The 25731-nt window shown below is 56.2% G+C and carries 19 protein-coding genes and 1 tRNA gene; 11 read left to right on the top strand and 9 right to left on the bottom strand.

Annotated elements, in window-relative coordinates:
* From tssI to PHC90_10785, 7 genes are all read left to right on the top strand, one after another.
* A partial coding sequence (tssI, locus tag PHC90_10815; protein MDD3846836.1) for a type VI secretion system tip protein TssI/VgrG occupies positions 1 to 1860 on the top strand: 1860 nt, incomplete at its 5' end.
* Positions 1861 to 1863: 3 nt separating this feature from the next.
* Positions 1864 to 5691: a DUF2169 domain-containing protein gene (locus PHC90_10810; GenBank protein MDD3846835.1), complete on the top strand. Its 3828-nt coding sequence runs from the start codon at positions 1864 to 1866 to the stop codon at positions 5689 to 5691.
* Positions 5692 to 5710: 19 nt separating this feature from the next.
* Positions 5711 to 6751 (top strand): pentapeptide repeat-containing protein, encoded by a 1041-nt coding sequence (locus PHC90_10805; GenBank protein ID MDD3846834.1) that lies wholly within the window; start codon positions 5711 to 5713, stop codon positions 6749 to 6751.
* A gap of 147 nt (positions 6752 to 6898) precedes the next feature.
* Complete coding sequence (locus PHC90_10800) at positions 6899 to 7531, top strand: DUF3540 domain-containing protein (protein MDD3846833.1); 633 nt, start codon at positions 6899 to 6901, stop codon at positions 7529 to 7531.
* A gap of 12 nt (positions 7532 to 7543) precedes the next feature.
* A complete protein-coding gene (locus tag PHC90_10795) occupies positions 7544 to 7948 on the top strand; it encodes a DUF4150 domain-containing protein (protein ID MDD3846832.1) in 405 nt (134 codons plus the stop codon).
* Complete coding sequence (locus PHC90_10790; GenBank protein ID MDD3846831.1) at positions 7949 to 9817, top strand: GlcNAc-transferase family protein; 1869 nt, start codon at positions 7949 to 7951, stop codon at positions 9815 to 9817.
* Positions 9818 to 9951: 134 nt separating this feature from the next.
* Positions 9952 to 10728, top strand: coding sequence for a hypothetical protein (locus PHC90_10785; GenBank protein ID MDD3846830.1), 777 nt, complete (start codon positions 9952 to 9954; stop codon positions 10726 to 10728).
* Between the two features lie 267 nt (positions 10729 to 10995).
* Here the strand turns inward: PHC90_10785 and PHC90_10780 are convergent, their stop codons facing one another.
* Positions 10996 to 12027, bottom strand: coding sequence for an STAS-like domain-containing protein (locus PHC90_10780; GenBank protein ID MDD3846829.1), 1032 nt, complete (start codon positions 12025 to 12027; stop codon positions 10996 to 10998).
* Between the two features lie 63 nt (positions 12028 to 12090).
* On the opposite strand from PHC90_10780, the gene PHC90_10775 reads away from it, so the two are divergent.
* Both PHC90_10775 and PHC90_10770 read left to right on the top strand, forming a co-directional pair.
* Positions 12091 to 12984, top strand: coding sequence for an isochorismatase family protein (locus PHC90_10775; GenBank protein ID MDD3846828.1), 894 nt, complete (start codon positions 12091 to 12093; stop codon positions 12982 to 12984).
* A 109-nt stretch (positions 12985 to 13093) separates the two neighbouring features.
* Positions 13094 to 14608: a PAS domain S-box protein gene (locus PHC90_10770; GenBank protein ID MDD3846827.1), complete on the top strand. Its 1515-nt coding sequence runs from the start codon at positions 13094 to 13096 to the stop codon at positions 14606 to 14608.
* Between the two features lie 55 nt (positions 14609 to 14663).
* Here the strand turns inward: PHC90_10770 and PHC90_10765 are convergent, their stop codons facing one another.
* The 7 genes from PHC90_10765 to galT all read right to left on the bottom strand — a co-directional run bounded on the left by PHC90_10765 (position 14664) and on the right by galT (position 22936).
* The gene (locus tag PHC90_10765; GenBank protein ID MDD3846826.1) at positions 14664 to 15887 is read right to left on the bottom strand and encodes a hypothetical protein; all 1224 of its coding nucleotides are present in this window, start codon (positions 15885 to 15887) and stop codon (positions 14664 to 14666) included.
* 87 nt (positions 15888 to 15974) lie between these two features.
* Positions 15975 to 18125, bottom strand: a complete 2151-nt coding sequence (locus PHC90_10760) for an ATP-binding protein (GenBank protein ID MDD3846825.1) — start codon at positions 18123 to 18125, stop codon at positions 15975 to 15977.
* Between the two features lie 94 nt (positions 18126 to 18219).
* A tRNA-Ala gene (locus tag PHC90_10755) sits at positions 18220 to 18294 on the bottom strand.
* Between the two features lie 94 nt (positions 18295 to 18388).
* On the bottom strand, positions 18389 to 18748 hold the full coding sequence (locus PHC90_10750) for a response regulator (GenBank protein MDD3846824.1): 360 nt from the start codon (positions 18746 to 18748) through the stop codon (positions 18389 to 18391).
* Positions 18745 to 20481, bottom strand: coding sequence for an ATP-binding protein (locus tag PHC90_10745; protein ID MDD3846823.1), 1737 nt, complete (start codon positions 20479 to 20481; stop codon positions 18745 to 18747). The genes PHC90_10750 and PHC90_10745 overlap by 4 nt, the downstream gene beginning before the upstream one ends.
* Complete coding sequence (gene glgA, locus PHC90_10740; GenBank protein ID MDD3846822.1) at positions 20456 to 21925, bottom strand: glycogen synthase GlgA; 1470 nt, start codon at positions 21923 to 21925, stop codon at positions 20456 to 20458. The genes PHC90_10745 and glgA overlap by 26 nt, the downstream gene beginning before the upstream one ends.
* A gap of 9 nt (positions 21926 to 21934) precedes the next feature.
* Positions 21935 to 22936, bottom strand: coding sequence for a galactose-1-phosphate uridylyltransferase (galT, locus tag PHC90_10735; GenBank protein MDD3846821.1), 1002 nt, complete (start codon positions 22934 to 22936; stop codon positions 21935 to 21937).
* Between the two features lie 59 nt (positions 22937 to 22995).
* Here galT and PHC90_10730 point away from each other — a divergent pair, with 59 nt between their 5' ends.
* Both PHC90_10730 and PHC90_10725 read left to right on the top strand, forming a co-directional pair.
* Positions 22996 to 23673, top strand: coding sequence for a rhomboid family intramembrane serine protease (locus PHC90_10730; protein ID MDD3846820.1), 678 nt, complete (start codon positions 22996 to 22998; stop codon positions 23671 to 23673).
* A 3-nt stretch (positions 23674 to 23676) separates the two neighbouring features.
* Entirely contained in the window at positions 23677 to 24993 is a 1317-nt protein-coding gene (locus PHC90_10725) for a radical SAM protein (GenBank protein ID MDD3846819.1), read from the top strand.
* A 23-nt stretch (positions 24994 to 25016) separates the two neighbouring features.
* On the opposite strand, the gene PHC90_10720 is transcribed toward PHC90_10725, so the two are convergent.
* A complete protein-coding gene (locus PHC90_10720) occupies positions 25017 to 25499 on the bottom strand; it encodes a PilZ domain-containing protein (protein ID MDD3846818.1) in 483 nt (160 codons plus the stop codon).
* Between the last annotated feature and the right edge of the window lie 232 nt (positions 25500 to 25731).

The following is a 25731-nucleotide window of genomic DNA, read 5'->3' as shown; positions in this document are numbered from 1 at the left end:
ATCGAGGCATGTTTGAAGGACGGGGGGCTGACGGGTGCGGACTTCGAGATGAGGCTTCAGGGCTCCTACGATTCCCTGGAGTATGTCTGCCAGTACGGGGAGAGTCATTTGAACTTCGTGTCGAGATGGGCGCAGAGGGAGGGGATCTACTACTTCTTCGAGCAGTCAGACGCGGGTGAGAAGGTGGTCTTCACCGACACCCAGATATCCCATACACCCCTTACTCAGGGGGATACCATTACATACTCCCCTCCTTCGGGGCTTGAGGCCTCCCATGAGAGGGAGATAGTCAGTTCCTTCCACTGCAGGATGAACCTCACGCCGGCGAGCGTCCTTCTCAAGGACTACAACTACAGGAAGCCCTCCCTCGATGTCTCGGGGAGCGCCGATGTCGATGCGAAGGGACGGGGGCAGGTCTACTCTTACGGGGACCATGCGAGGACACCCGAGGAGGCGACGCGGCTGGCGAAGATAATGGCCGAGGGGCTCCTGTGCAGGAAGGAGGTCTTCCACGGGGACGGGTCCGTGCCCTACATGATGCCGGGGTACACCTTCACCCTGAAGGACCACTACCGGGGGAGCTTCAACCAGTCCTACCTCGTCACCGAGGTGGGTCACGAGGGGAACCAGACGGGGTACCTCATATCGGGGATCACGACGGGGACGGAGGACCGGGGGGTCTTCTACCGGAACAGCTTCTCTTCCATACCCTCGAACGTCCAGTTCAGGCCGGAACATACGGCGGTAAAGCCCCGCATATCGGGGACATTGACGGCGAAGATCGATGCGGCGGGGTCGGGGCAGTATGCGGAGCTTGACTCCCAGGGCAGGTACCGGGTCATTCTCCCCTTCGACATATCGGGGAGGAAGAACGGCAAGGCCTCCGCCTACATACGGATGGCACAGCCCTATGCGGGGAGTAACCACGGGATGCACTTCCCGCTGCATAAGGACACGGAGGTATTGCTTACCTTCATCGACGGGGACCCGGACAGGCCGATCATAGCCGCGGCGGTGCCGAATCCGGAGACGCAAAGCCCGGTGAACGTCAACAACCAGACCATGTCCGCCATAACCACGGCGGGAGGGAATAAGATACACATTGAGGACCAGGCGGGAAGCGAGCGCATCCTCATGCACTCCCCGACCCAGAAGAGCTTCGTCAGGATAGGGGCACCCAACGACCCGACCGTGTCGGAGGAATACGAAGGGCACAGCTTTATCAAGGGAGGTACCGGGATCAAGGAGTCAACGGACGGATGGCTCGATGTCTTTGTGGGCGGCAAGAACGAGGTCATTCTCGGCGAACTCTTCAGCGTCGTTACCGGCCTGCGCGGATGGTTCACCGGGGGACTTCTGACTGACTGCGTCCTGGGCGGACTCTGGGAGATCCAGGTACCCGATCGGCTCAAATTCCGCAATGGACATATGGATGTAACTGCCGAAAACTTCAAGGTCTATGTGAACAGGACGGTTTCCCGCCTCAGCAGACAAAGGTTCGAGGGCGAGCAGACAAGGATCGTGGACCAGGTCGCTGAGGCTGTTGGGGAGGATACGGAGGCCACCGTCAACAAGACAAGGGTATACAACAGGGCCGTGAGGGCCAAAGGGCAAAGGATGCAAACGATAGCGAGTGACCTCAGGGTGCATAACCAGGCTATCGAGGCTTTGCTGATCGACCTTGACCAGGCGGGAGCAAAACTCGAGAGCCTGGGGGACCATATAACCGCCGCGGGGATCCAAACGAAAGAGAGCGGCATTAACATCGACAATGCGGGAAGTCATCTGGAAACGGCGGGAACAACCATTAAGAGCGGCGGACTGGCTATAAAGGGCGCGCCGATGCTTCTTCAGGACTGATATATGAAAGTCGTCAAGGAGTTCGAACACTGTCTTCTGCTCAACTATTTCGGCCTGAACAACAAGTATTATCTTGCCGTGACGGTCATGACCTACTTCGACCTCAAGGACCCGGCCAACCCCCTGAAGGAACAGGAGATGTGGCCTTTCGTCCAGGGAGAGCTCGGCAAGGACGCAATCCTTGATATGGCAATGCCGAAACCGAAAGGAGAGTTCCTCGTCCGGGGAAGGTGCTTTTCTCCCGACGGCAGGCCCCGCGGCGCCTCCAGAGTGACCGTGAGGGTCGGCTCAGTGGAAAAGACCCTCTACGTGTTCGGCAACCGCTACTGGAAAAAGGCGGCGGGTATGGGGTTCGCGATAAGCGACCCCGAGCCTTTCACCGAGATGCCTGTGACATACGACAGGGCCTTCGGGGGCTCCGGATTCGAAAGGAACCCCACAGGCAGGGGAATATCTCCTCTAGTTTCATCTTCGGGGGCAAAGATACACCCCCTTCCCAACATTGAGGATCCTCGCCATCTCATCGGATCGCCTTCCGACCGTCCTGATCCGGCAGGCTTCGGCCCTCTGGATTTCTCCTGGCCCCAGCGGGCGAAAAAACTCGGCACCTATGACAACAAGTGGTTCCAGGAAAGCTGGCCATTCTATCCTGATGACATGAACTGGACGTACTTCAATGCCGCGCCGGAAGATCAGCAGACGGAGAATTTCTTCGAGGGGAACGAGTCTTTTTTTATCTCCGGCATGCACCCGAAGAAACCCGTCATCGAGTCCCGTCTGCCAGGGATAAGACATCGCTTCTTCGTAAACCAGCTCACCGATGTGAACAAACCGGCAGGCGAGACGGTTTTCAAAGAGGTCCTCACCCATGTCGACACGGTCTGGCTTTTCCCGCACGCGGAGCGGGGGATAGCCGTTTCGCGGGGTACCGCTGAGGTCAAGGACGACGAAGCCCTCGACGTGCCCCACCTCTATATCGTCAGTGAGGCGATGGCCCGGGAGCCGGGCACCATAGAGAAATACTACGAAGAGTTCAAGAGGCGCATCGACCGTGCCGTGACCGTTGATCTTGCGGCACAGATGGAGGAGATGAAAGAGAAGCTGACCCAGGTGGCGGACAAGCTCAAGGACCTTCCCCTTGAGATCAATGACGCCATTGCCAGGAACCTCGGCCATGCTCCTAAATCCGTCAAGACACCCGCCGAGGTGGCGCTCCAGTCCGTTGCGCTCATCGAAAAACAAAGAAAGCTCCTCCTTGCAGGCGAAAAGAAGATACTCGCCGTGAAGGCCGAGTACGGCCACATGATGAAGATGGATACCAGCGGATTCACAAAGGCAGCAAGCCAGCTCGACAAGTCCGCCAGGAAGCTCGCGGCAATACCGGGCAAGATCGAGGCCTTTAAAAAGGAAAAGGCCGAATACCTGGGGAAGATGAAAGAGCAGTTCAAGAAGTCCCTCACCCCATTGGAGCTTTCCAAAATGGAGGAATCCGGCGTCGACATAGACAGCCTTTTCGCAGCCTACGGGGGAAAACCCGGTGATCCCTGGCAGGAACAGGGCATGCGCTTTATCGAGGAGTGCCGCGATCGCCTGACGCAGGACCCGGAAATAATGTCTGCCTTTCGCGGGCTCGGCTTGAGACCGTACACGCTGAAAAGGTCGTGGATCGGCATAAACAGGGAGGAGGTTCGCCTCGACAGGAGCACCTGGGGACTCAAGCCCCCGGACAAGAAAGCTGACGACCCCGAAGCCCTCATCGTCCCTGCAGGCCTCGTCATTCCTCGTTTTGAGGGGGCAAAACTGCAGCGAATAGCCTTGCGGCCCGTTCTTGACAACACCGGGGCGTTCCCCGTCCCGAAAGACCTGCCCGGGGCAACTCTCGATGGGGGCAAGGACGTTCCCGTCGAAGGTTCTGAAGATTTCGTCATGGCGCTCGGCTCGGGCGAGAAGAAACCCTTCGTGAGAGTCGCCGACGAGTTGGAGGCGATCCTCCTCCACCAGGAATTGGGTGATTTTTGCGCCGTCGTCGCCATGAAGGACCCCTCCGCCAAGCTCGACAAAGACACCGGCGGCGCACTCCAAACAGCACCGCAATTCCTTGTCGTTTCCTATCCCGATACATCGGGGCGTGCGGCAACGGATATATCGGAATGGAGAAAGCTCTGCCCCGAGGCACAACACATAGAACTGCCCCGAGGCAAGAACCTTTTTGAGGCAAAGAAGGGCGGGGTGGACATATGGCAGTGGATTGCCGATGCTCTGAGGCCCGGCGTCGCTCCCGCACCCGAAACAAAGCCGAAAGATGTGGATGTCTCCGAGCCTGGGGCCGTGGCTGCACTTATCCCCAACATTGATGTTGAAGCACTCATAAAGAAAGTGAAGGACGGGATCACCGCGAGGATACAGCCGGGTCTCGACACCCTGGCCTCCAAGAAGAAAGAGGGCATGAGTCTTATCGGGAAAGAGCTTGCCAAACAAGGTGTCAGTCTCGACGCGGTCATGAAGAACCCCGCAGCCTTAACACCGAAAGGTGCGAATCCCTTCACGGCGGCAACGGGTAAATACGCGCAGAAATTTGCCGGACTGCGCCAGCAGCTCACCAGCCAGGGCATCATGAACGGAGAGGTCGACAAAAAGCTCTCCGAGATAGAGAAGATGAGCCAGAAGATACTTTCAGATTCCGCAAACCGCTTTGAGGAGGGAAAGGCGCGCCTTGCCGCAGGCAAGGCAAAGATAGAGGCGGGCCCTCCCGACTGGGCAAGAAAGCTTCTCGCAAAGGTCGGCATCGACCCCGATGACCCTGCGCCACTGAAGGCGCTTACCAGGGAGGACGTGGTGGAGCGTCACGGAAAGGGTCTCTCCCTGGCGGGAAAGAACATGGCGGGGGTGGATCTCTCCGGCCTCGATCTGACGGGGGCGGATCTTAAGCAGGCAAACCTTCAGAAAACGAACCTCGCCGGCGCAATCCTCGACGGCGCGGACCTTTCGAGGGCGATCGCCGGCGAGGCGGACCTCTCAAGGGCCTCCCTCAGGGGTGCAACGATGGTCAAAGGCATTTTTCAAAAAACAAAGTTACCCGGGGCATCTCTTTCCGGCGCCGACTTGACCAAGGCTGTGATGTCAGAGGCGGATCTCACGGGGGCGGATCTTACGGGGGCAACCATAGTCAAGACGCTCCTGGAAAAGGCGGTCATGAAGAATATCCGCGCTGCTCATGCGTCGGCTTCACAGATATACCTTCTTTCCGCGGATATCTCCGGGGCAGATTTTTCCGGGGCGGATCTCACAAAAGCGGTCTTTCTGAAAACGAAGATTGACGGGGTCAATTTCTCTAAGAGCACGGTGCGTGAGGCGAATTTCCTGGAGGCAAAGGGCCAGAATCTTAATTTCTCGGGGGCTGATATGCACAATTCCAGGATATTGCAGGGCTCGGTGATGACGGGAAGCGATTTCACCAGCACAAAGGCCGACAGGGCGAGCTGGATGAAATCCGACTTTTCGGGCAGCGACTTTCGGGGCTCCACCATCGAACGGGCCCTTTTGCAGGAGTGCGACCTCAGGGGAACGAACTTTTCCGGGGTTGTGGCGAAACAGGCCAGGCTGACGAAGTCCGACATGAGTGACTCCGACCTCAGGGAGATCAACCTCTTTCAGGGTTCTCTGAGGAAATCGAAGCTCGTGAGGACAGACCTTGGCCGGGCAAACCTTTATGGGGCTGAGTTCTATCGCACCGGCGTGGGGGACACAAGGCTCGATGGCGCCAATTTGAAGATGACGAAGCTCCATAAGCGGGCGGACCTGCTGCCGGAGCTTCCAAAGGAAAAGAAATGACAACGCTCGGGAGCCGGACATGACACGGGATGAGCTTATTGAGGCCATAAAACACGATGAGACCATCGAGAACGTCGATCTTTCGGGGATCGATCTTTCCGGAGCGGACCTTTCGGGGGCGCGCTTCGAGACGGTCATCTTTGCGCGCGCCGATTTCAGGGGGGCAAAGATCGTGCGTACCGGATTCAAGGGGTGCGATTTCACCGGGGCAACCATGGAAGGGTCCAACCTCGCGGGAGTGCTCTGGATGGGCATGACCCTCGGCGGAGTCATCCTTGCCCGGGCCAACCTGGAAAAGGCCGTCCTTACCGGGGCCGATCTTACCGGGGCCGATCTTACCGGGGCAAACCTCACCCGGGCCGTCATGGACAACGCGAAGCTCGACAACGCGAAGCTTCCCGGCGCAAGCCTGGCCCGGACGATTCTCTATAAGGCATCCCTCAAGGGTGCGGATCTGACAGGAGCCGACCTTTTCAAGACCGTCTTTTATGAGGCGGACCTCACCGGGGCTACTCTGAAAGGGGCAAAGATACACAAGACATTTCTCCGGGACTGCGCCCTTTCCGGCCAGGACTTCACCGGGGCGACGTTTACCATGGCCCAGGCCGGGGGAGCGAACCTGAAGGGCTGCAACTTCACCGGCGCCGATATTACCATGTCCAATTTCATGAACGCAGACATGACCGGGGCCGTTCTGGATGGTGTCAACGGGGCTCGCAGCGTCTTCATGGGGACGAACCTCTCCGGCGCCACTTTGAAACAGGCCTATTTCGTCCAGTCCTGTTTCGAGGAAGCAAACCTCACCGTTGCCGATCTCAGCGGATCGAACTGCGAACAGGCCCTTTTCAACAAAACAGTCTGCCGGGGCGCGAAGTTCGTTAATGTCCTTGCCGCATATACAGATTTCTCCCACGCCGACCTGACGGCGGCGGATTTCACCTCGGCAACGATGAACCGCGCCAAGATGCACCGGGCGATAGAGGAACACACTGTCTGGGACAGCTCGTCAAGAAGCTCGGCCCTGGAAACCGACCCGGATCTGGCGGAGGCCGAAGGGTGAGAACAAAAGGATGATGGTATATAGGACCTATAGGAGAGGTAGAAGTCATGAGATGGATTAGATAGTGTGAATGTGGGCTAGGGAAATGGCGCGGGCCTTATTTCCTATAGGTCTTATTCTAAGGCAAGAAACGACGGGAGGTCTAACATGGAACTGACAGCAACGAGAACAGAGTTTCTTCAGCCGGTTCTGGAGTATGGCATGGTAGCGGCGCCCTGCGAGGGGGGATTCATCGTCACGTCGGATAGTGGAATCGTCGAGGCGTCGGTCGCGGTGAGCTGCCTCGTCACCCCTGAGGTCGGGGATATTGTTCTCTTTTCCCTCGATGGATCGGGTGCATCCTATGTCCTGTCGATCCTCGAAAGACCCCAAGGGGCACAAAAGGGCACCGAGCTGGCTTTCGACGGCGACCTCAGCATCATGGTGCACGGCGGCAGAATGTCTCTCGCCAGCGAAGATTCCCTTGCTCTCGCCTCGAAGGACTTCGAACTCACCGCCGGCGAAGCCAGGGTCACCATCGAAAAAGCCTCTTTCTTCGGCAGGCTCGTCGAGAACAACATCGAGAAGATAAAGGTCGTTGCCGACACAATGGATTCCATCATACGCCGGGCCGTGCAGAGATTCACATCGTCATACCGCTACGTGGAAGAGCACGAGGAAATCCAGTCGGCCTCTACGCGGATGATCGTCGACGGCACCCTGACGATGCATACGAAGAACACCATGCACATAGCCGAAGGCCACGTTAAGATAGACGCCGAGCAGATCCATCTGGCCTGAAAAGGAGGAATCATGTTTCAAAATACAATGGGTGGCGGGATGAACATGGGGTTTCCCGACGTCTGCCTGACACCGACGCCGGTGGGGCCCATACCCATTCCCTATCCCAACATTTCAACGGGGGCGACGACAAACCCTGCAACGGCAGCGCTCACCGTGCTCTGTGACGGAATGCCCGCCCTCAACCAGATGTCCATGGGCACCATAAGCATGGGCGACAACCCCGGGGTGAACATGGGTGTCGCATCGGGCCTCGTCATGGGCCCGACGGAATTCATTCTCGGGAGCTTTACCGTCTTCAAGGGCGGCACGCCGGCACAAAGGATGACGAGCATGACGGGGCACAACGGCCTGTCCATGAACGCACCAGGCGTGAGCCTGGCACCGAGCCAGGTATCCGTGCTTGTACTGGGGTAGATGGAAAGCATATTCATCAGCATTGCCAGCTACCGGGACAACGAGCTGGACAGGACGATCCGGGATTGCATGGTCAAGGCCGCCCATCCTGAAAGGCTTGTCTTCGGCATCCACTGGCAACACGACAATCACGAGTTCTTCGAGCAGGTCTACGACCCCCGCTGCAGGGTAATAGAGACCGATTACAGGAAATCGAGGGGTGCCTGCTGGGCTCGCCACGAGGCGCAGAAGCTTTATGCGGGCGAGGACTTCGTCCTGCAGATTGACAGTCATATGCGGTTCGTGCCCCACTGGGACACAATCTGTGTCGACGGCTTGAGGCAGCTCCAGCAAAGAGGGAACAGGAGAGTAGTCATCAGCAATCTCATGCCCTCCTATGATCCCGACGACGACGCCAACCTGCCCCGGGTGTACTTCACATACAGGCTGGGCCGGTTCAACCAGGATGGCGCCCTCGCCCTGAAGGCGTCCGTCGTCGAAGGACCCCCGCCTGCGCGTTTCAGCCCGGGTTTTTCCATCTCCGCCGCCTTCATCTTCGGCATCGGCGACCTCTACAGGGAGGTTCTCATCGATCCCGACCTCTATTTTGAGGGGGAAGAGATCTCCTATGCGGTCAGGGCCTACACCCACGGGTACGACCTCTACCACTGCCACCAGCCCATCGTCTTCCATTATTATACAAGGAAGAGGGACCGCAAGCACTGGGATGACCACGGCGACTGGGGAGGAAGGTCGGCAACCGCGAAGGCCCGGATGCGAAGCCTCCTCATGGGGACGAAAGAGGTGGCCGACCTGGGACGCTACGGCCTTGGCTCGGCGCGCTCCCTCGAAGATTACGAGCGATACGCCGGCGTCGACTTCAAGGCGCGCACGGTGATGGAGCCCGATCACGGGGCTGCCCCCGCCGGCCCGGACTGGATACGGTCGAGGCTGGCCGCGGGAGGCATAGGCACCGCCGAGATCGACCCCTTTTCCTACTGCAACGCCAGGTGCTGGTACTGCCCGGTCCGCTATCACCCGCAGCCCGTCGAGGCACGCAAGCACATGCCCATAGCCCTCTTTGAGAAGATCATAGCAAACCTCTGTGAAGAGAGGGACAAAGAGGGGATCGTGAGCCCCGGCTTCAATTTCATATACACCGCCCATTACAACGAGATCCTTCTCTACAGGCACCTGGCCGAGATGTTTGAGGTCTTGCGTAAACACCGGCTCAGGACCCTGGTTCTCAGCAACGGCATTGCCCTCTCCAAGGACAAGGTGCGCCTCATCGGGGATTACGACGACGTTGTCGGCGGGCAGGTGTGCCTCAACATCAGCGCCTTTGAGCGGGACAAATGGATCGAGAACACCATTGCCGGGAACGGCTCCAGCCTGGCGACGATGCGCCGCACCTTCAATCGGACAATGAAGAACATCTCATACGCCTCAGAACAGCTCCGAAGTGTCTCGATCCAGGTGAACGGGTCAAACGCCGATGACGCGCGGATCCAGGCGGACCTTGCGCGGCAGCTGTTCCCCGCTGCTACGGTCCGCACCTGCCTCAGTCTTTCTGACCGGGCCGGGCTGCTCCATGAGGCGGGCGCCCTATCCAACCGCGATGAGATCAGCCGCATGAGCGCCGGCAGATCGGCGGTCACAGCGTGCAACAACACTTTCCCCGGCATCGACGGCCGTCATTTCGGCTGGCTCCACGTCAACGCCCTCGGCAAGGCGATACTGTGCTGCAACGATTATCACTTCGATTACGCCTTTGGCGACTTCAAGACGGCCGCATTGAAGAACATTTGGCTCTCGGAGCGCCACGTGACCGTCATCGAGCGCTCCTTCCGCGAGATCTGCACCCGCTGCTCCATGGCTGTTTGGAAATAGGACGGTTACACGGTTCCATTGTTTCAGAGTTTCAGGGAAGAGAAAATCCTTTTTTCTTTTCTATCGTCGACAGCTTTGATAGTATGTAGGGGCTGTCAAATAGAGTATGCATCTGACACAAACCGGAGGATGGCATGAAGAAGGTCTGGATTACAGCGCTTGTTAAGGATGAGGAGAAGATCGGGAAGCTGATGGCGTCCATGAAGCAGTACGGCCTTGCGGCCGACGGGCATTTCTGGGTGGACGACCTCAAGCACATGGCCTGGCAGGCGGCAGCGGAAGAGGTCATCAAAGCGGATGTCGCCCTCTGGATCATCGTCGGGAGCGCCGCCGACGTCAAGACGCCTTCTGTCGCTTTCGGGCTCTCGCTTCTCGCCATGAAGGTCTTTGCCGCCAGGGGCCAGGGGTTTCCCATCATATTCGCTCCCATCGGGGATGTTCCGACAGACTTCGACGCGCCGACGCTTCTCAACGCCGCCGAGATCATACCTCTTTCGAGCCCTTCATTGGGAGTAAAGGCCGTTTCCTTCGCGAATATGCCTCTGAAGAAGATTGATAAGGAGTATCTCCTCAACGCCCACGGCCTTCCCGGAATCGGATTATGGCTCGAGGCCGGGCCATCCTCTTCCCTCGAGTGGCAGGGAGCCATGTTCGGCGTCCATGGTGGCGAGATAGATTTTCACGGCGTCGGCCCCGCAAACGGCGTACCGGAGCGTGCCACGCTGGAATACGCCCAGAAGGGCCTTAAGATCCAGCTCGGCGACGACGAATTCACCGCCTGGGCCGTCCAGAACCGCCTCGGCCCCGGCACATCCTACTATGTCCGCGTTCAGGGAGCCCCCGACAGGCTCCTCTTTGGCCCCTACGCCTCCTCGGAAGAAGCCGAAGTCCACGTGGTGAAACTTACCTAGGAGGAAATGAATGCCTTTCAGCATCGCTTGAGGGAGCGAGGGAGAACTGCCGACCGCTTGGATCAGCTGGTATTTGCGTCGCGCTTTAAGCGGGCGCAAAAGAACAAACAAAGACTCAATGTTCTTTTAATAGGGTTTATAGAACCTATTCAAAGGGGTTGCCGTTGCTTTTCGTTTAATACTTCACATTCGTCACAGTAATCGAGGGTTCCGGGGTATTCCTTCTCTTTTCCTCCATGCATTCTCCGTGAGTTCATGCGAGGAACTCTAGCGACGAAGGGGCGAGAGATTGACTTTTCTCACCCCTTCGATGACATCCTGCACTTCCCTGCGCGCTCTGACCTCCCGAATCTCCACTTCGGGATGGTCCTTGGCAAAGACGCGGAAGATCTCGTCGGCAAAAGCCTCTCCGATCGATTCGACCCCGCCGAAGTCGACGAGCACCGTCTCGAAGCAATCCGTCCTTTCCAGAAGCCGTTTTGCCTCTGACCGGGAGACAAGTTTTTCTGTTCCACATTGTGCCAGATGCGCAGGAACGACAGTGGTGGAAAAACCGGAGGCCTTATCTGACGGAAAAGTGTCGTAAATGTCTTTTATGCATCGCGACGTGTCGTTTCTGAGCGTCATCGTTATCAAGGTGCCCGACCCCTCCTGCTGAGTTTCGAGGGTCCAATCGTCAGTTTCGCCGCACGCATGCGAGAGAAATACACCACCCGACAGGATGCTGAACGTATCGAACGCGCGGGTGGTAAAAAAGATGCCCTGGCCGGAATGGGCGGCCGGGTCCGTCGTAAGTTTCCCCTTTGTCAACTCCAGGACAGCATGGCGCTCATCGAGAAGGTTCATGTGCGACCTGATGTTGTCAAAAATGCCCACTCCCCGGTCCCACAGTATCATTTTCGTCGAAAAGGCTGTCTTCTTGACCTGCACGAAGGCGCTTTCGCTTTCCGAATGGGCAACGACGTTGTTGAACATCTGTGTGAATCCGTAACACCAGATATCGAGTGCGTTCTCCGGGAGGTCGCCCATCATGTCCCGTATCTCCGTCCGCCATACGATATCCTCCGGGGCCCCATCGGTGACGGCTAATATCTTCTTGTGGTCCTCCAGGGTACAAAGCTCGTATCCCCCATGGCCGGCCCGGGAAAGCACCTTTGCGTCGACGAGAAGCCTCAGGTGCTTATGGACAGCCTGCCGGCTGATGCCGAATTGCCCCGTCGCCCTGGCAACGAGGCCCTTCGACCGATCTTCCACATTCCTCATGATAAAAGCCCGGACCGCCTCGCCCGACTTCTTCATCTTTCCCCTCACTCTGTAAACCTCACATAACAGAAGTGTAAACTTGTGAAGGCACATGTGTCAATGCCCAAATGGGTCGGGGACCGGGAATCCTGGCGCTGCGGGGAGGTCGACGCGGCGGATGGCCTGCTGCTGCTTTGTCCGGAGGCCTTCGTGGAACACCACGGCACCGCGGGGCTCATCCTCACCGAAGGACCGGACGGGAAGGTTTTCGGGCGGGGCGCCCTCGTGGACCAGGTGGGGAATGTTTTGGAAACCAGACAGACTGTAATATGCCGGATCTCCCGACAAGACACACCCTTTGGCCCCGAAGCCCGAAACATCCTTTACCGGACTCCCCCACCTGGTTTATACTATCGCCTTGGGCGGGGAGTCTTGAACTCTTATCTTTTGCGCCGGGAGGTACTGATCATGTCTTACCAGGGTCTCGTTGACCGGAAGGATTGCATCCTTGTAGTCATCGACGTGCAGGACAAATTAATGGCGGCGATGCATGATAAGGAGAAGGTTGTCGCAAACACGGTCAGGTTGGTGCGGTTCTGTGGCATATGCGGCATTCCCGCCGTGTTCACACAGCAGCAAAAGCTGGGGCCGACGGTGCCGGAGGTGAGTTCCCTGGTGGATGGCTTCACCGCGGTGGAGAAGGTCCATTTCAATTGCTTCCTAAACGCTGAATTCCGCAATGAAGTGGAGACAACCGGCCGGAAGACCCTTCTCCTCGTCGGAGCAGAATCCCATATATGCGTCGCACAAACCGCCATTGCCGCCATGCCCGACTGGAGCGTCCATGTCGTTGCAGATGCTGTTTCGTCGAGGTCGACCGAGAACAGGTCCATTGCCCTCCAAAGGATGCGGGACGCCGGCGCCGTTATCAGCTCAACCGAAATGGTCATCTACGAGATCCTGGTTCAGGCCGGCACCGACGAGTTCAAGGCCGTCCTGCCCCTCGTGAAGTGATTTTGCTAAACCTTGTGCAGATTTGATGCGATAATCCAGTGAAGCGCCGGGTTTCTGGACGTTATCGTGGTCCATGAACGGGAGCAGATTCCTTAAGGACGGAGGCCGCATGAAGATCCCCTCGAACACAAAAGAGGGTTACCCGGCAGGTGGCAAAGGACAGGATCTCTATCATTCCTTCTTTGCTTTAGCTCCTGACCCAATGGCCGTGACCGATCCCGACACCGGTCTTATCCTCGATGTCAATCGCGCGTTCGTGGCGTGGTCCCTTTACTCGCGGGAAGAACTCCTGGGACGAAGCACCGTCGAGCTCGGTCTTTGGATCGATGACGAGGATCGGAAGGCTGTCATCCAGAGACTGCACGAGTCCGAATTCCTCGATGACATCGAAATTGACTCGAAAAGAGCGGACGGTGATGTCAGAAGGCTCCTTTTCTCCGCCAAGCTTATTGACACGGGGCAGGGGAGACTCCTGCTGTCCGTCGGAAGGGACATCACGGGGCGCCTAAAGATCGAACAGGTCCTGAAGGAATCGGAGCGCAGGCTCTCGGACATTATCGAGTTCCTCCCCGACGCAACCTTCGTCATCGACGCGGAGGGGACGGTGATCGCTTGGAACCGTGCCATGGAGGAGATGAGCGGGGTAAGCAAGGAGGACATGATCGGGAAAGCGAACAATGCCTACGCAATCCCCTTCTACGGGCGGCGAAGGAAGCTCCTCATAGACATGGTCGGTGATATCGATGAGAACGATGCTTCCAAGTATATATATATGAAGAGAAGCGGCAACACGATCTACGCGGAGGCATTCACGGAGGCCCTTCACGGAGGCAAGGGAGCCTGCCTGTGGGGGACGGCCGCCGCCCTTCTCGATGAGCGCGGCAACAGGGTCGGGGCCATTGAATCCATTCGCGACATAACAGACCACAGTATGGCCGAAGAGAGGCTCCGGTCTTCCTACGAAGAGATGCGCATTCTCTCCGCCCACATCGAAGAGGTGCGAGAGAACGAGCGCGCCGCCATCGCCCGGGAGCTTCATGACGTCCTGGGCCAGATCCTCGCAGTCATAAACATGGATCTCCGCTGGCTCAACAAAAAGATACCCACCCACGAAAAAGAGCTCCTCGGCAAGGTTGCCTCGGCGCTTACACTCGTCAAGCAAGCGACAAGAACCGTTCAGAGGGTCTCCTCGGGACTGAGGCCCGTCGTCCTTGATGACTTCGGCCTTGCCGCCGCCATCGACCACGCTCTCAAGGAATTCCGCGACCAGACAGGCATAGTTACCAGCTTTGCCATGAACAGTCAAGTGATGGATATTGATAAGGACACCACCATAGCTCTCTACAGGATATTCCAGGAGGCCCTGACCAACGTGATGCGCCACTCTAAAGCGACGAGGCTGGAGGTCTCGCTGCAAAGCCAAGCCGACAATACTCATTTGATGGTCCGGGATAACGGTCGAGGGGTCTCCAATCAGCAGCTGGCCGACAGGAATTCGCTGGGTATTCTGGGAATGCGTGAACGCGCCTCTTTCATCGGCGGTAAGCTTGAGATCACCGGGTCAAGCGGCAAGGGAACGTGCATAACCGTCGACCTTCCCTCGAAAAGAACCCCGCCGGGATAACAAAACGCCGGGCGAATGCCCGGCGTTTCTAAGCCATTACCTATTATAACCCGTGTCACTTCACATAGACGAGATCGCTGGAGGAGAAGCTGCCGCCCTTGTTAACCTTGGCCCAGCTTGCATCGACACCGAAAAGCTCCGACACCTCCAGTTCGCCCTTGAAGGCGCCTTTCTTTCTGCCCAGGGGTTGCTTGGTCCTGGGATCGACGATCTCTTCGCCGGGGCCAAAGACTTCGAGGACCTTCCCCTTTTCAAGACCGGAAAGCCTGCCTGCATTGATGTAAACCTTTGCTCCGTCGACAGAGGCGATGCGCGAATGCCAATCGACGGAGAGGACGGTCTTTAACACGTCTTCCGCAATCATCTCTATGGCAAGGTCGATCGCCTTGATCTTTGCCTTTTCCGTGCTCAGGTCCCCCTTCTCTCGCGACAGGGAAATGGGGTTTCTGCCGGAAAGCTGCTTCATGGTCTTGCCTGTCTCCGTGTTGAAAATGTCTATGGCCAGCTTAGACATGGCGAAGGACGTTTCCTTCTCATCCTTGCCCTCTATCCTCGACGAACTCGTATAGACATCGGAAAGGGTGCTTTTCAGGATGGCCTGAATGCCGAAATCCTCGTTCATTTTCCTGGCGTTGGCGGTATCGAAGTAAGACCCCTTTATGTTCAGCGTGTGGGGATCAACGCAAATAACCGTTCCCGTGCTCTCGAGCCGCGATATGAGGCGTTTCGTGGCCAATTCTCCCAGGCCTTCCGACTTGTAATTGGTATTGTCGGTGACGGGCAGCACGATGATGCGCCGCTTCATCTTCGGGGAGGGATACTCAAAGGATATGAGGCCCTGCATATATCCCATACCTATGGGGATATAGCCCATCTGCGTCGGGTAGGCCATCTGCGGGTTGATGCCCTTCTTTTTCAGCTCTTCCTCGAGCTTTGCTATCCTTTTTTCCAAATCGTCACGCTCTTTCTTGCTCGGGCCTTTGCCGCCGACGCTGAAAGAAAGCGCCTCGCCGATACCCGGAGCGTACTGGTCCTTGCGGACCCACACGTAGGGCGGCTCGTAAGGTGTCAGCATGTACTTCCTGTTTCGAGTGTAGATGTATTCCACGCCGTCAATCACCTTTATATCGCCAATCTCGGGATCCCTGGTCTCTTCCGCGTCCTCGCGGGCCAATCTTTTCTGGGTGGCCGAGTCGGTTTTCTTCGTGGTCTTGGAGGGATCCTCGTCTTTCTTTTTACCCCAGGGCATATAGCTGCAGGAAGCAAAAACGATTACCATTAGAACGATTATAATTTTCCGCATCGTGTGATTATAAATGTGAAGCGAAGAAAAGTCAAACCTTTAAATGTTACGAATTCTGAACCCTCATATCTCGCCCCTAAAGAGGGGCAAAGAGAACGAGAAGATGCTTCCCTTGCCGGGGACGCTCTCGACCCATATGGAACCGCCGTGGCCTTCGATAATGGATTTCACGATGAAGAGGCCCAGCCCGCTGCCTTCCTCCTTTCGTCCGAGACTGCCGCGGCGGTATTTCTCGAAGATGAAGGGGAACTCCGGGGCGGGTATGCCCACGCCCCGGTCCTCGACAAAGGTAACAAGCGCGGTGTCCTCGACGCGGACGCCTATTGTCACCTCCGAATCTTCGGGCGAGAACTTGAGGGCATTGACGAGAAGATTCGTGATGACCCTCTCAATGTAATCCCTGTCGGCCAGGACGAGGGGCGGGTGGAGGTGCCCGCCGCCGGCAATCGTCACCCTGGGTGAGTACAGGGATACGGCGTCGCGTATGATCTCGGCGAGGTCGACAGGGAGGATGACGAGATCGAGCTTTCCCGATTCGATTTTGGACACGTTGAGGTAGTTTTCGACGAGATGGCGAATCTTCGACACGCTGTCGAGGATGCCGACAAGCTTCTCCCGAAGGGGGCCTTCGAGGGCGCCGTACTTTCCCTCAAGGATCCTGCCGAGAAAACCCGAAACGGGCACGAGAAAGGACCGTATATCGTGGTTTATGGAAGAAACGAAATCGGCCTTGAATTCCTCTATCTTCTTTTCCCTCGATATGTCCTGAAGGAGCAGGATGCGCCCCTGGCGCGCGTCCTCCAGGGACCAGGGGGAAACGAAGATCTTGAGATAGAGCGGTTCCTCCGAGCCTTCCCTCCCGATGACAAGTTCCTGAAGGGCCGCATGATCATTCCCGGAGATATTGAGCGAGGGAAAGAGATTCTTGTATGTATCCCCCAGTGCGGTCGCGGAGTCCGTCCCCGTGATCGCAGCGGCGGCCCTGTTGTAGTATATAATGATACCTTCATGGTCTATGGCGACGACCCCCTCGTCCATGGTTTCCAGAATGGACAGAAACCGCATGCGATCCTGCCGGATCGCCTCTGTCTTTTCCTCCAGTTCGGCATTGATGGCCCTGATCTTTTCGATGTTCTGGCCGATGGTCTCTTCCCGCTCGGAGATGGAGTCAAGCATCGTGTTGATGGAAGACGCGATGAGAGCGAACTCGCGCGTCGTCACCTTCTCCTTGTCGATGCGGGAAAGGGTGTCCCCATTTTCGATCTTTCCGCAGATATCGAGAATGCTTCGAAGGGAGGGATCGATGCCCCGGGTGATCACAAAGGTTATAACGATGACCGCCGACGTTGCAAGAACGGATATCATGACAAAGATGAACAGGAGGTGTTTCTTGAAGGGCAGGAAGATGTTCTCGCTCACGGCGATGCCGTAGGACCATCTGTCCGAACCCTCCGCATTGTAGGGAGAGGGCTTATAAATGGTGTAATAGCTGGCTTTGCCGATGCTGGTCTTGCCGATATAGTTGGTGTCTTCCCCGTACAGGGTATCGGCGATCTCTTCGGGAAGGTCCTGGGTGTGCGTGCCGGTCAGGGAAAAGATGGTGCTGAACATCCTTTTGTCGTTTTTGAAAAGAGAAACATATACGGGTTCGCCGCGCTTGCGGGAAAGTAGATCGCTCAGGGTCCTCACGAGGGAATTGGCATTATCGAGGATGACGATCTGGCTCAAGACCACCTTTTGGTCCTCGAGGGGTATAGAGACGAAAAGGCCTGCGAGCTGCGTCGTTCCCATGTCTACAGACGTAAAACCTCTGGCGGCCTCCCCCGAACCGGGAAGGGGTATCGTGACGGGATGATCGATGAGGTGTTTTCTCAGTGTAACGATGGGCCTGTTCCTGTTGTCCGCAAGATGAAGCACATCGATGTTCTCGCCGTGGAGCCTCTCCGCGAAGATCTCACGGATCTTTTCGACGTCTCGTCGCTGAATGGCGCTCTTTAGGACCCTCCGCATCGCAAGGAGCCTGAGCTGCGCCTCGATGTGATGGAACTCGCGGTCCACGGAAAAGGAAAAGAGGTTGATGTCGGAGGTCAACCCTTTCTCCAGTTCGTTGACGGCGATATGTTCGATGGACCGTATTCCCGAATAGGTCGTAACAACGGAAAGAAGGACCACGAGGGCGACAAAGAAAAGGAGTATCTTTGTAAAGAGGCTCATGAGAGGTGAGGGGTTCTGGGTGAGGGGTTATTGGTAATGGGAAAAGGCCCCGACCGCGGCGGTGATGCCTGGAAAAGACCGACATTTCGTGGAATGGTGGAGGTGACGGGGATTGAACCCGTGGCCCCCTCGTTGCGAACGAGGTGCTCTCCCGCTGAGCTACACCCCCAGGTAGCCATAATCATAGTCCATATTACCCCTCATATCAAGGGTTTTATGGCAACGGCACGGATCCGGCCTCCCTGAGCTTTCGCCGGAGATAATCACTGGTTCAGTATCCCCTTTATGGTCTCTTTGAGCTCCCGCGTGTCCGCCGACTTGACAACGTACCCGTCCGAAACCCAACTCGACAGGTCCTGTTTGAATTCCCCGTATGCCGAGCAGAGGATGACGGACTGGTCCTTGTTCCTGTTCTTTATGGCGTTCAACGTCTGAATCCCATCCATCACCGGCATTTTGATATCCAGGACCACGACATCGAAGGGAGAGCTTTCCAGTTTTTCCAGGGCCTCCATGCCGTTGGAGGCGGCTTCCACCTCATAGCCCTCCTCCTCGAGTTCCTCTTTGAATAGTAGCCTGATATTCTCCTCGTCGTCTACGACGAGCACCCTCACTTTTTTCATGCGAACTCCTCTTGCACCATGTTATTTTTCATGGGGAGATAGACGATGAATGTCGCTCCCTTTCCAGCCACGTTCTCAACCTCGATGTGTCCCTTGTGGTTCGTGATGATCTTGTTGGATATTGCAAGACCAAGACCGGTGCCGCGTTCTTTTGTCGTGAAGAAGGGGTTGAATATGTTGTCGATGATGGCGGGGTCGATGCCTCCTCCCGTATCGGTTATCGACACCGCGGCGAAGGGCTGTTCGTTATACATCACTTTCCGGATCTTCATTGACATGGATCCGGTGCCGCCCATGGCCTCGAAGGCATTCATCAGGAGATTGATGAAGACCTGTTTGATCTGCTGGCTGTCGCAGGAAACCGGCTCCACGGCAACGTCGAAATCCCTGACGATCTTGATCGATTCCCACGAGGGGTCGGAAGACAGGATGTACAGAATATCTTCAAGGAAGTCCTGGATCTTGCAGGATTCCTCGAAGGGCTGATTCTCTTTTACATAATGGAGTATTTCGTTGAGGATCGTCTCGAGGCGTGAGACCTCGTTGAGAATGATGTCGATATAACGGTTCTCCGTGTGGTCGTTCTGCATCTTTTTGGCCAAACGTTTGGTGAAGCCGCCAATAATGACAAGGGGGTTCTTGATCTCGTGGGCAATATTGGCTGTCATTTCACCAAGACTGCGGAACTTTTCCTGTTCGATCAGTCTTTTCTGGGCGTCTGTCAATTCGCGTACCACGTTTCTCAGCCGCGTGTTGAGGAGGGTATTTTCAAGCCCGCTTGATATGTAGTTCGATATGGTATTGATTATGTACTGACCGTTCTCCTCGATACTGTGCTGCTGGTCCGATTTTTCGCCGCAAAGCGTGATCGTGCCGAGGACCCGGTTCTTGGAAAGAATTGGCGCCGAGTAAAGGGAAAACGCAGGGGGATTGTCGAATTGTTCCTGCGAGCCGTTCCTCAGGGAGACGGGGCGCAGGAGCTTGATGGCCGATTTTTCGAGCTGGTCCACGTAATCCTTCGCGGCGGGATCGATTATGCCGTAGGTAAAGCGCTGCGTCTCCAGTTTGAGAAGGGGATATTCGAGTTTGACGGATACAAAAGAGGCGCTGAGCGACTTGGCAATGATGAGCGCAATGTTCTTAAGAAGCTCGTAGGGCCCCACGTTCGATGTGAGGACCTTACCCAGCTCCGACAACATTGCCAGCTCGCTGATGCGCTTTTTCGATGAAAGGATGAGTTCGAAAGCCCTCAATATACCGCCAAGCTCGCGGGATATGACGGACAGGAGGACCTTCTCCTGATCCTGGAGGGAATCGCGCCCAAGTGAACACAGAACGATGACCCCGAAGAGGTAGCTGTCGTCGGACAGGGGAAGAAAGGAGAAGGTCCTGAATTTTTCAAGATGATCGTCCAGTTCGGGATAGAAGAGGCAGCCGAATCTCGGCGAAATGTCCTTGAAGGTGAAGTACTGGGGGGAGCGCCTCTGCGCCACGCTGCCGACGACGCCCTCTCCGATGTGGCACCGGTAGTGGCTCAATATTCCGAAAAGCGTGCTTTTCTGGTTCGCATATCGACAGGTAAGACGCTTGTCCTTGTCGAAGGTGTAGACTATGGCCTCGTCGAACCCGAGATCCTGCGAGATGATATTGAGGATCGCATTGATCCTCGCAGCCAGCTCGAGGTTCGAGTGCGAGATCTCAATGATCTTACCGATCAGTTCCGCTTGATTCATGCTTCGCCATTGCTTTTCTGTAAAGTTCAACGTATTCACGGGCCGATTTTTCCCAGGAGAAGTCTTCCTTCATACAGCGGGTGATAAGGTTCGCCCAGGCCGTCTTGTCCTTGTACAGGGACAGTGCCCGGGCGATGGCGTCCAACATCGCCTCTTTCGTATATTCATAGAACTTGAAACCCGTTCCGGTTTCGGGAAAACTCGACAGGTCGATGATCGTATCCTCGAGCCCGCCCACGCCCCTGACAACAGGGACGGTGCCATATTTCAGGCTATAGAGTTGATTCAGTCCGCAGGGTTCATACCGGGAGGGCATGAGGAACATGTCAGCCCCTGCCTCCATGAGATGCGCCAGCTTGTTGTCATAGGCTATCCTTATCGAAAAGGATGCGGGAAACTTCTTTGCCAGTGCCGTGAAGAGATCGTGATATTTTCGTTCGCCCGTGCCCAGAACGACATATTGCATGCCGAGGTCGTTCATCTTTTCGAGGGAGTCGGCGATGAGGTCAAACCCTTTCTGGTCCGCAAGCCGGGAGATGGTCGCCGCCAGCGGCATATTCGGGCTGACGGGCAGATCGAAGGCCTGCTGAAGGGCCTTCTTGCACGCCGCCTTGTTCCCCCGCTTCTCTGCGCTGTAGCGGCCGGGAAGGTGCTTGTCCGTTTCGGGGTTCCAGTCCCCATAGTCTATACCGTTGACTATCCCGTAGAGATCCTCCCGCCGTGTGGTGAGGACACCGTCGAGCCCGCAGCCGAAATCGGGTGTCTGGATCTCCCTGCTGTACTGCTTGCTCACCGTACTCAAGAGGTCTGCGAAGACGATGCCGCCCTTGAGAAAATTTATGTGGCCGAAGAATTCCAGGGAGTCAGGCGTAAAGTACTCCCAGCCGACGTTGAGAAGATGCATGTCATAGTGCCAGAATATCCCCTGGTATCCGAGATTGTGGATCGTCATAAGGGTCGCCACGCGGCTGAGCTCGGGGTCGTTCTGGTGGACGGTCTTCAAGAAGACCGGCGCGAGGGCCGTCTCCCAATCGTTGCAATGGAGAACATCGGGGACGAACCCCGTCACCTTGATGGTTTCCAGGATGCTCTTGGCAAAAAAGATAAAGCGCTCGGCGTTGTCGAGGTAATCGCCGTCGGGCGTGCTGTAGAGGTAATCACGGTAATAGTATTCGTCCTTTTCGACGAGATAGGCCGTTATGCCGTCGTATTCGCTCTCAACTATCTCGGCGTCGACAAAAGACTGCGACACCTGGCAGGATATCCGGTGGTTGCTGTACCGGATGGGAAAGCCAAGCTCCTCTATGCCCTTGTGCTTGGGGAGGATGACCCGGACGTCCACCCCGAGGTCTCTCAAGGCCTTCGGGAGGGCTCCGGTGACATCGGCAAGGCCCCCCGTTTTCACAAAGGGAAATATCTCGGGAGAAGCAATCAATATCTTCATTTTACCCCCTCATATCTCTGTTTCTCTCAGATACGTCGTGGCTTCTTCGGGTGGCGTGGGATTGATGTAGAATCCCGTTCCCCATTCGAAGCCGGCCATTTTCGTAAGGCGTGGGATGATCTCGATATGCCAGTGATAATGCTCCATGTCGATATTCACGGCCGGAGCCGTATGGACTATGTAATTATAGGGTGGGTTGTTGAGCACCTTGACGTACTTTCTCAGGATCGTTGAAAGGGCCTCGGCCAGGGAGTAGTAATTGTCCTCCGGGTCGTGCTCGGAAAAGACTGCGCCGTGCTGCTTCGGAAGGATCCATGTCTCGAAGGGAAAGCGCGAGGCGTAGGGTGATATCGCTATGTAGCGGGTGTTCTCATATACAATACGTGTATTTTCCTCTTTTTCCTGGGCTATGATGTCGCAGAAGATGCATCGTTCCTTGTACTTGTAGTACGTAAGCCCGCCGCCTATTTCCTCCGATACCCGCCTTGGCACGATGGGAAGGGCAATGAGCTGGGAATGGGCGTGGTCAAGGGATGCCCCGGCCACGGACCCGTTGTTCTTGAAGACCATGATGTACTTGAAGCGCGTGTCTCTCATGAGGTCCAGTATCCGTTCACGATATGCTATGAATACATCCTGAACCCTGGTCACGGACATGCCCGAAAGGGTTTCCCCGTGATTGGGCGTCTCGACGATAACCTCATGGGCGCCGATACCGTTCATCTTGTCGTATATGCCGAACCCTTCGCGGTCGAGGGTGCCTTCTATCCTGAGGGCCGGGAACTTGTTGGGAACCACCCTCAGGGACCAGTCGGAAGACCCCGGAGCGGAACCCGGCGGACGGACGACGTAAACCTCGGGGGGAGTCATGTTTTCGTTTCCCGGACACAGGGGACAGACGGCCACCTTCGTCGGCGGCGCTTCCTCCACAAAAAATACGGGTCTCTTGCCCCTTTCCGTGGAAATAATGACCCATCTATCAATAATAGGATCTTTTCTTAATTCAGGCATACCTCACTCCGGGCTTCGTTTTTTGACATGGCTATTTTTGCGTGATAAGAAAGAATTCAATGATACCGCTAAAGGACAATATCCCAACCCGCACCCTTCCCATTATAACAGGGGGTCTAATCTTTGTAAATATCATTATTTTCGTGTGGCAGCACCTCTTTCTCCATGTTTCCGCAAGCGCAACCCTTTACACTTACTACGGTCTCGTCCCCAGAGAATTCATCGCTTCCGTCGTCGCGAGACACGATCTTCTTCCGTACAATGTGATGACGATCTTCACCTCCATGTTCCTTCATGGGGGTTTTCTTCATATCATAGGGAACATGCTTTATCTGTGGATCTTCGGGAACAACATCGAGGACAGACTGGGGCACGCGGGGTATCTGCTTTTTTATCTTCTCTCGGGAATATGTGCGGCGGCTTTCCAGGTCTTCTACGACCCCTCCTCGGAAATCCCCATGATAGGGGCCAGCGGGGCGGTCTCAGGCATACTTGGCGCCTATCTCCTCGTTTATCCCCACGCACGCATAAAGACCCTCCTCATAATAGTGGTCTTCATCAAGATAGTCGACATTCCCGCCATCCTGCTTCTAACGGTCTGGTTCTTCATGCAGTTCCTTTACTCCAACGTAGACGGGATTGCCTGGTATGCGCATGTCGGGGGGTTCATTTTCGGTCTTCTCTTTGCCCTTCTTTTCATGGTCCGCAAGGGCAGCCGCAAGGCCGCCGGGGCCTGAGCCATGAAAACACCCCGGGCACTCGCCATTAACCCCTACGTCTACGATTTTGCCGCCTACAACTTCTGGTCGAGCCCTCTCGGTCTCCTGTACATCGCGGGCATTCTCAGGCAGAATGGTTTCCACGTGGACCTCGTCGACTGCATGTCCGTCAGGGAAGAAAAACGAAAGGCCGACGGGCGCGCCCCTTATCGCAAGCAAAAGGTGCCCAGGCCGGATGCGCTCAGGGGGGTCAGAAAAAGTCTCAGAAGGTACGGCATGCCGCCCGAAGAGCTCGCGGCCGTCCTTGAAGGGATGGAATCGCCCGACATCATACTTATTACATCCATCATGACCTATTGGTACGTGGGGACCATGGAGGTCGTCGATCTCGCGCGCCGGATCCATCCCCGCTCCAGGATAGCTGTCGGCGGCATATACCCCACGCTCTGCCATGAGCAGGCCGTCGCGAACTTCAGGGCCGCGGATCTCGTCGTCCCCTCGGGTGCGTTAGGCCTCTTCTATGGGTTCATCGAAAACCGGACGGGAAAGGTACTCGCCTTCAAGCCGGTCATGGACGATCTCAATGTCTTGCCATATCCCGCGTTCGATCTCTGCGACAGCATACCTTTTGTCCCGCTCCTGACGTCTTTGGGCTGTGCATTTCACTGCACCTATTGCGCTACCTCCTACATCTACCCCGGGATAACGCGCCGCAGCGTCGACTCCGTCGTGGAGGAGATACGGCACTGGCACGAACGCGGCGTTCACCGTTTCGTGTTCTACGACGACAGTCTCCTCTACAGGAGCAAAGACTACGCTAAACCCCTCCTGAAAAGGATCGCCTCATTGCCATTTGCGATAGATATTTACAACCCCAACGCCCTCAATGCCGCCTTCATCGACGATGAAACGGCCGCCCTTTGTGCCCGCTGTGGCTTCCGGGAGGTTCGCATCGGCCTTGAATCCGTCAATCCCGCCGTGCAGGCGGGCACCGGGGGCAAGGTGACGCGCGCCGTTTTCGAAAAAGCCCTGACGGCCCTGAAACGGGCCGGCTACAGCAAGGAGGGCGTCACCGCCTACATCCTGGCCGGCCTGCCCGGGCAACCCTGGCAGGAGGTAAAGGAAGGAATCGATTATCTCAAGGCCCTCGAAGTGACGCCCCACATTGCCGAATACACGCCCATACCACACACCCCCATGTTCGAGACGTACAAGGAGGCGGCAAGGTTCCCCATCGCCGACGATGCCATCTACCAGAATAACGCTCTCTTTCCCTACGCCTGGGAAGGCTTCACGGAGGAAGATCTGAACTATCTGAAAAGATATGCGAAAGAATAGTCACAAAACTGGCCCGAACGCCTCTAGGACAGGTATTTGTGCAGCTTCTGGTAGCTGGGGAAGTCGCCGTCCGTGAAGTCCGCACCGAGCTCCTTCGTCATTTCGCCGCCTTCGGCCACTCTCTTGATGGTGCAGCGCATCTTCACGGGGGTCTTTTCGTTGGGAACGGTGAAGATCGTGTCGAACTCGCCGTCATTCACCGCTTCATAGTCGTGGGGGATGGAGATCCGTAATCCTCCCAGCGAGACGTCAATAACAATGCCCGTCTGCAGGCTTGATTCCTTCGCTTCGCGTTTATAGATAAAGGCCGGCAGGGAGACCCCCTTTCTGGTGTAGCGCCTGCGCTCTTTCCTGGAACCCTTCAGCTCGACCTTATCCTTGACCTGCGAGTGAAGAATGTTTTCTATTATAGATGAAAGCGACCGTCTTTCCACCTCTGCTATCTTTTCCAGTGTCTGCTTTAACTCCTCGTTGGTCCGAAAACATATTGTCACGTCTTTCTTCATTAGTTTTCCCCCTTGAACTGCGCTATCCGACGCAAACCATCGCCGGCAACTTGCGATACATCAGTATAACATAACGCTGAACCGTTGAAAAGCTGAACATCCCGATGGGTAATGTATCATTCTTTGTGTCAGAACAAAAAACTGGGGTACCATCATAGCGAAGAACCCATCACAGTTCGGGACTATGATTAAGGAGGTACCCCAGATGGTACGCAGGATTATGATACGGAGT

The sequence above is a fragment of the Syntrophorhabdaceae bacterium genome (assembly GCA_028698615.1).
In the GTDB taxonomy this organism is placed as follows: Bacteria; Desulfobacterota; Syntrophorhabdia; order Syntrophorhabdales; family Syntrophorhabdaceae; genus Delta-02.
This window is presented reverse-complemented; position numbering and strand designations above follow the sequence as displayed.

Coding starts and splice junctions, on each gene's coding strand:
- PHC90_10810 (MDD3846835.1), top strand. CDS start 1,864: ATGAAAGTCGTCAAGGAGTTCGAACACTGTCTTCTGCTCAACTATTTC.
- PHC90_10805 (MDD3846834.1), top strand. CDS start 5,711: ATGACACGGGATGAGCTTATTGAGGCCATAAAACACGATGAGACCATC.
- PHC90_10800 (MDD3846833.1), top strand. CDS start 6,899: ATGGAACTGACAGCAACGAGAACAGAGTTTCTTCAGCCGGTTCTGGAG.
- PHC90_10795 (MDD3846832.1), top strand. CDS start 7,544: ATGTTTCAAAATACAATGGGTGGCGGGATGAACATGGGGTTTCCCGAC.
- PHC90_10790 (MDD3846831.1), top strand. CDS start 7,949: ATGGAAAGCATATTCATCAGCATTGCCAGCTACCGGGACAACGAGCTG.
- PHC90_10785 (MDD3846830.1), top strand. CDS start 9,952: ATGAAGAAGGTCTGGATTACAGCGCTTGTTAAGGATGAGGAGAAGATC.
- PHC90_10780 (MDD3846829.1), bottom strand. CDS start 12,027: ATGAAGAAGTCGGGCGAGGCGGTCCGGGCTTTTATCATGAGGAATGTG.
- PHC90_10775 (MDD3846828.1), top strand. CDS start 12,091: ATGCCCAAATGGGTCGGGGACCGGGAATCCTGGCGCTGCGGGGAGGTC.
- PHC90_10770 (MDD3846827.1), top strand. CDS start 13,094: ATGAAGATCCCCTCGAACACAAAAGAGGGTTACCCGGCAGGTGGCAAA.
- PHC90_10765 (MDD3846826.1), bottom strand. CDS start 15,887: ATGGTAATCGTTTTTGCTTCCTGCAGCTATATGCCCTGGGGTAAAAAG.
- PHC90_10760 (MDD3846825.1), bottom strand. CDS start 18,125: ATGAGCCTCTTTACAAAGATACTCCTTTTCTTTGTCGCCCTCGTGGTC.
- PHC90_10750 (MDD3846824.1), bottom strand. CDS start 18,748: ATGAAAAAAGTGAGGGTGCTCGTCGTAGACGACGAGGAGAATATCAGG.
- PHC90_10745 (MDD3846823.1), bottom strand. CDS start 20,481: ATGAATCAAGCGGAACTGATCGGTAAGATCATTGAGATCTCGCACTCG.
- glgA (MDD3846822.1), bottom strand. CDS start 21,925: ATGAAGATATTGATTGCTTCTCCCGAGATATTTCCCTTTGTGAAAACG.
- galT (MDD3846821.1), bottom strand. CDS start 22,936: ATGCCTGAATTAAGAAAAGATCCTATTATTGATAGATGGGTCATTATT.
- PHC90_10730 (MDD3846820.1), top strand. CDS start 22,996: ATGATACCGCTAAAGGACAATATCCCAACCCGCACCCTTCCCATTATA.
- PHC90_10725 (MDD3846819.1), top strand. CDS start 23,677: ATGAAAACACCCCGGGCACTCGCCATTAACCCCTACGTCTACGATTTT.
- PHC90_10720 (MDD3846818.1), bottom strand. CDS start 25,499: ATGAAGAAAGACGTGACAATATGTTTTCGGACCAACGAGGAGTTAAAG.